Origin of the sequence: Mesorhizobium sp. M7A.F.Ca.CA.001.08.2.1 (genome assembly GCF_003998455.1) — a bacterium.
Taxonomy (GTDB): domain Bacteria; phylum Pseudomonadota; class Alphaproteobacteria; order Rhizobiales; family Rhizobiaceae; genus Mesorhizobium; species Mesorhizobium ciceri.
The window spans coordinates 1-5,636 of the sequence record NZ_RZPW01000404.1 but is presented as its reverse complement, the minus strand read 5'-3'; the positions used below and the strand labels follow the sequence as shown (position 1 = coordinate 5,636).

5 protein-coding genes are annotated in these 5,636 nt (G+C 64.1%); 2 read left to right on the top strand and 3 right to left on the bottom strand.

The window, feature by feature from the left end:
* Positions 1 to 682: cytochrome-c peroxidase (locus EN914_RS22000; RefSeq protein ID WP_127389255.1), on the top strand; the 682-nt coding region annotated here is incomplete at its 5' end.
* 1 nt (position 683) lies between these two features.
* On the opposite strand, the gene EN914_RS21995 is transcribed toward EN914_RS22000, so the two are convergent.
* Positions 684 to 1,136 carry an Lrp/AsnC family transcriptional regulator gene (locus tag EN914_RS21995; protein WP_013531233.1) on the bottom strand — a complete coding sequence of 151 codons (453 nt, stop codon included), beginning with the start codon at positions 1,134 to 1,136 and terminating at the stop codon, positions 684 to 686.
* Positions 1,137 to 1,299: 163 nt separating this feature from the next.
* Between EN914_RS21995 and putA the strand changes: the two genes are divergently transcribed.
* Positions 1,300 to 4,911, top strand: coding sequence for a bifunctional proline dehydrogenase/L-glutamate gamma-semialdehyde dehydrogenase PutA (putA, locus tag EN914_RS21990; RefSeq protein WP_127389254.1), 3,612 nt, complete (start codon positions 1,300 to 1,302; stop codon positions 4,909 to 4,911).
* 115 nt (positions 4,912 to 5,026) lie between these two features.
* On the opposite strand, the gene EN914_RS21980 is transcribed toward putA, so the two are convergent.
* Together EN914_RS21980 and EN914_RS21975 are read right to left on the bottom strand one after the other, a co-directional pair.
* Positions 5,027 to 5,341: an antibiotic biosynthesis monooxygenase gene (locus EN914_RS21980; RefSeq protein ID WP_013531236.1), complete on the bottom strand. Its 315-nt coding sequence runs from the start codon at positions 5,339 to 5,341 to the stop codon at positions 5,027 to 5,029.
* Positions 5,342 to 5,403: 62 nt separating this feature from the next.
* A partial coding sequence (locus EN914_RS21975; protein WP_127389253.1) for an energy transducer TonB occupies positions 5,404 to 5,636 on the bottom strand: 233 nt, incomplete at its 5' end.

Below are 5,636 nucleotides of genomic sequence, written 5' to 3'. Positions count from 1 at the left end.
GTTGAATGCCAGCCCACTTGGAAACGATGCCGAGAAAGCAGCCTGGAATGCCATGAGCAGCGCGCAGCGCGACGCCATCAACGGTGTCTTCGTCAATATCGGCAAGGCGATTGCCGCCTTCGAACGCTCGATCGCGCCCACGCCAGCGCGCTTCGACCGCTTTGCGCTGGACCTCGCCACCGGTGCCGAGCCGAAGGGCGATGCTGTCTTTTCCAAACAAGAAATCCTTGGGCTTAAACTGTTCATCGGCAAGGCCAATTGCGTGACCTGTCACAACGGCCCGCGCTTCACCGACAACAGCTTTCACAACACCGGCGTGCCGCCTGTTGCGGGCCTGCCGCCGGATCGCGGCCGCATCGATGCCGTGCACCAAGTCGAGGCCGACCCGTTCAACTGCCTTGGCGCCTATCGGGACGGCGACGTTGCCGCCTGCGGCGAACTGCGCTTCATGGTCAAGAATGCGCCACAACTCATCCGCGCCTACAAGACGCCGTCTCTGCGCGGTGCGGCAACGCGACCGCCCTATATGCATGCCGGGCAGTTTTCGTCGCTCGACGAGGTCGTGGCGCACTATGCGAAGGCCGCGCCCAGCGTCGAAGGGGTATCAGAGGTTCACCCGTTGGAGCTTTCAGACCGAGAACGCGCTGCTCTGGTGGCGTTCTTGAAGACGCTTTCGGAGTGATCTACCGATCCTTCACGGTCTCCATCGCCACAAAGGTCGAGGTCTGGGCGACATGGGGCAGGGCCGAGATGCGCTCGCCGAGGACGCGGCGGTAGGCGGCGATGTCCCTGGTGCGGACTTTCAGCAGATAATCGAAGCTCGATGCCATCATGTGGCACTGTTCGATCTCCGGCACAGCCTGTACGGACCGGTTGAAGGCGTCGAGCGCGGCGGATCTGGTGTCGGACAATTTCACCTGGACGAATGCGACATGGCCTTCGCCCATGCGCTCGCGGTCGACGATCGCCTGGTAGCCTCTGATATAGCCGTCCTTCTCAAGCCGCTTCACCCGCGCCTGCACCGGCGTCTTCGACAGGCCGACCTTCGCGGCTAGTTCTGACATGGAAAGCCGGCCATCGCTTGCAAGTGCGGCCAGGATATTCCGATCTATGCGGTCCAATTGGTCTTCTGTCATCGAAATTGCAGTCCAAATGTCAGTTATATGCCGCTAGGATAGATCGAATGACCTACAGTGTCGATTTCTTTGGACCGGCCGAAATTTTGCACTTGTGCTAGCTTGCGCCATTCGGTCCGGTGACCGCCGGCCCGATCCCCTTTGCTCGATCCACGGGACCGCCATGCCAGCGCTCGATGCCATCCGCCAGCAGATCCGCGCCAACTACCTGCCCGACGAAGACGAGGCCGTGAAGCGGCTTGCCGAGGCGACGGGGCTCTCCGGGAAAGACCGCAAGGCGATCTCGGCTCGTGCCGCCGATCTGGTGCGCGCGGTGCGCGGTTCGTCGGATCCAAGGCTGATGGAAGTCTTCCTCTCCGCTTACGGTCTCTCCACCAAGGAAGGCGTGGCGCTGATGTGCCTGGCCGAGGCACTGCTGCGCGTGCCCGATACCGAGACGATGGACGACCTCATCGCCGACAAGATCGCGCCGCACGACTGGTCGGCGCATTCGGGCGGTTCGAGCTCCATCTTCGTCAACGCCTCGACCTGGGCGCTGATGCTGACCGGCCGCGTCCTCGACGAAGGCGAGGGCGGCATCGAGGGCACGCTGCGTTCTATGGTGCGGCGGCTGGGCGAGCCGGTCATCCGCAAGGCGGTGGCCGCCGCCATGCGCGAGATGGGCGAGCAGTTCGTGCTCGGCCGCACCATCACTGAAGCCGTCAAGCGCGGCCGGCCGATGACCCAAAAGGGTTATCTCTATTCCTTCGACATGCTGGGCGAGGCGGCCCGCACCGAGGCCGACGCCTTGCGCTATCACAAGGCCTATGCCGACGCGATTTCGTCGCTCGATTCCGGCTCCAACGGTCCTGATATCAGGCAGAACCACGGCATCTCGGTCAAGCTTTCGGCACTGCATCCGCGTTACGAGGTGGCGCAGAAGGACGAGATGCTGCCTGTGATGGCTGAGCGGCTCTTGTCGCTGGCGCTGGCCGCGCGCCACTCGCGCATGGGTCTCAACATCGACGCCGAGGAGGCTGACCGCCTCGATCTGTCGCTCGACGTCATCGAGCGGGTGCTGGCCGAGCCAGAGCTCGCCGGCTGGAACGGGTTTGGCGTGGTGGTGCAGGCGTATGGGCCACGCGCGGCCTTCGCCATCGACTGGCTCTATGCGCTGGCCAAGAAATACGACCGCAACATCATGGTTCGGCTGGTCAAGGGCGCCTATTGGGACACCGAGATCAAGCGGGGGCAGACGTTGGGACTCACCGGCTATCCCGTCTTCACCCGCAAGGCCAACACCGACGTCTCCTACATGGCTTGCGCCAAGAAGCTGCTTGGCATGACCGACCGCATCTACCCGCAGTTCGCCACCCACAACGCCCATACCGTCGCCGCCATTCTGTCGATGGCTGACAATCGCGACGCCTTCGAGTTCCAGCGCCTGCACGGCATGGGTGAGGCGCTGCACGAGACGGTGCGACGGTCCGAAGGCACGCGCTGCCGTATCTATGCACCGGTCGGAGCGCATTCCGATCTACTGGCCTATCTGGTGCGCCGGCTGCTGGAGAACGGCGCCAACTCCTCCTTCGTGCACCAGCTGACCGATGAGGATGTCGAGCCGGAGGACATTGCGCGCGATCCGCTCGAGACGGTCGAAAGCCAGGGTCCGGCAGTCAATCCGGCGATTGCCCGGCCTTCCCAGATTTTTGGAGCCGGGCGTCGCAATTCGAAAGGATTCGACATCACCGACACGGTGACGCTGGCGGCGATCGACAAGGCCAGGGCGGCCTTCGCCGGGCCGGATCGCTGGCATGCCAAGCCGATTACGCGGGCCGCCGGCTATGGCAAGCAGCGTCCGATCGTCAACCCGGCAAAGCCTTCCGAAGTGGTCGGCACGGTCAGCGAAGCAGCTGCCAAGCAAGTCGCGACCGCCGTGCGCTTTGCGGTGGAAGCGCAACCGGCCTGGGCGAAGCGTCCCGTCGCCGAGCGCGCCGCCATCCTCAACCGTGCCGCCGATCTCTATGAGGCGAATGCCGTCGAGTTCTTTGCACTCGCCACCCGCGAGGCCGGCAAATCGCTGGCCGACGGCGTCGCCGAGGTGCGTGAAGCCGTCGACTTCCTGCGCTACTACGCCACTGAGGCGGCCAATGCGGAGGCGGGCACGCAAGCGCGCGGCGCCATTGTCTGCATTTCGCCGTGGAATTTCCCGCTCGCCATCTTCACCGGCCAGATCGCGGCAGCGCTCGTCACCGGCAATTCGGTGAACGCCAAGCCGGCCGAGCAGACGCCGCTGATCGCCTTCCGCGCCGTCGAACTGCTGCGCGAGGCCGGCGTGCCGGAAGACGTCATCCAGTTGCTCCCTGGCGACGGCCCATCGGTCGGCGGGCCGCTCACCGCCGATCCGCGCATCGCTGGCGTCTGCTTCACAGGTTCGACCGAGGTTGCCAAGCTGATCGAGAAGCAGCTGGCCGGGACGGCCGCGCCCGACGCCATGCTGATCGCCGAGACCGGCGGCCTCAACGCCATGATCGTCGATTCCACCGCGCTGCCCGAACAGGCGGTGCGCGATATCCTCGCCTCCGCCTTCCAGAGTGCCGGCCAGCGCTGCTCGGCGCTGCGCGTACTCTACGTGCAGAAGGACGTCGAGAAGAAGATGCTGGAGATGCTGAAGGGCGCCATGGAGGCGCTCAACGTCGGCGATCCCTGGCGGATTTCGACCGATGTCGGCCCGGTTATCGACGACGAGGCGCAAAGCTCGATCCGCGAGTATTGCACGAAGATGGGCCTGCAGGGCAGGCTGATCGCCAAGCTCGAGGCGCCCAGGGAAGGTCGCTTCGTCGCGCCGCATGTCTTCCGGGTCAAGGGTATCGAGGACATGGAGCGCGAGGTGTTCGGGCCGGTGCTGCATGTCGCCAGTTTCGACGCCGACCAGATCGACGCCGTCATCGCCGCCATCAACCGCAAGGGTTATGGCCTGACCTTCGGCCTGCACACCCGCATCGAGGGCCGCGTGCAGCATTTCGTCGATGGCATCCATGCCGGCAACATCTATGTCAACCGCAACCAGATCGGCGCCGTCGTCGGTTCGCAGCCGTTTGGCGGCGAGGGGCTTTCCGGCACCGGGCCGAAGGCCGGCGGTCCGCACTATCTCCGCCGCTTCCGCAAGGGGCCGGAGGCCGGCACCCATGTGCAGGATGGCCACAAGGTCACGGCGACCGAGCTTGCCGACAATCTGCCTGATCCCACACTTGGCGGCTGGTCGACGCGTCCGGACCGGATCGCCATTCTGAGGAAGCATCTGCGCGGCAAGGGTGCTGCGGCCATTGGTGCGGCCGCCGGCATCGATTTCGGCCAGGTCGACCTGCCCGGGCCGACCGGCGAAGCCAACACGCTCTCGCTGTCGCCACGTGGACGGGTGCTGTGCCTTGGTCCCGATGGTGATACGCTGCTGGCGCAGACGATCCAGGCGCTCGCCGCCGGCAACGCGGTGCTGGCCGTTGCACCGGGCGCGCCGGCAGCCCTTTCCGCTCTGACCGGCAAGGGCCTCCCGCTGGCCGCCATCGACGGGCGGCCTGATCCGGTCGAGGCACGCTCGTTGCGCGTCGATATCGTTGCTTTTTCCGGCACACCAGAGGCCGCGCGCATCGTGCGCAGGGTTATCGCTGATCGCTCAGGCCCGATCGTGCCGCTGGTCAGCGAAGTGTTGAACCCGGCGGCTTATGCACATGAGCGGGCCGTCTGCGTCGACACCACCGCCGCGGGCGGCAATGCGAGCTTGCTGGCCGGAGCCTGACTCCGGCCGGTCGATAGAGCCATTCACCGTTTCGTGGAAACGGTGAATGTCTCTATCTCTTTTGTTTTATGCATGTCGTTGTCCCAAAACCGGGACCACTTTTGGGCGACATGCATTACGCGCCTTCGACGACCGAAAAGCCCTCGAACTGGGGGTGGCCGAGATAGTGGACCTTCGTCGTGCCGACATTCCTGTGGGCGGCGCGGAAATTCTCGGACTTGGTCCAGGCGATGAAATCATCGTGGCTCGCCCACACCGTGTGCGATGCAAACAGCGTGTAGCCTTCGGTCTCGTTGACCGGGCCTCGCAGCAGGTGGAATTCGCGGAACCCCTTCATCTCCGCAAGGCTGGAATCGCGGTTCTTCCACACGGCCTCGAAATCGTTCACCGAGCCGGTCTGCACCTTGAAGCGGTTCATGGCGATGTACATGGTGGTTTCCTCTCACAGGGATGTTGATGATTTGCGGCCGCAGCGTTTTGTTCTGCGCACATTCAAAATGGGCCGATTTCGGTCTCGAACTCCAAACTTGCGCTTGCTGCCTGTGGTGGAATCGAAGGGAAGGGGGCTGCTTTGCGGATAATGCCAAGCGCCGCCTGATCGAAAGCCGCCGACCCTGAGGTCTCCAGGATGCGCAACTTATTTATGTTGCCCTTCCTGCCTATGACGAATTTAACAACCACATTGTTGCGTGCCGCCAGTTGTAGGGACGGCGGCAGAGTGCGAT

Bases quoted from the DNA above. Each gene is read 5' to 3' on its own strand.
- putA (WP_127389254.1), top strand. From the start codon at position 1,300: ATGCCAGCGCTCGATGCCATCCGCCAGCAGATCCGCGCCAACTACCTG.
- EN914_RS21995 (WP_013531233.1), bottom strand. From the start codon at position 1,136: ATGACAGAAGACCAATTGGACCGCATAGATCGGAATATCCTGGCCGCA.
- EN914_RS21980 (WP_013531236.1), bottom strand. From the start codon at position 5,341: ATGTACATCGCCATGAACCGCTTCAAGGTGCAGACCGGCTCGGTGAAC.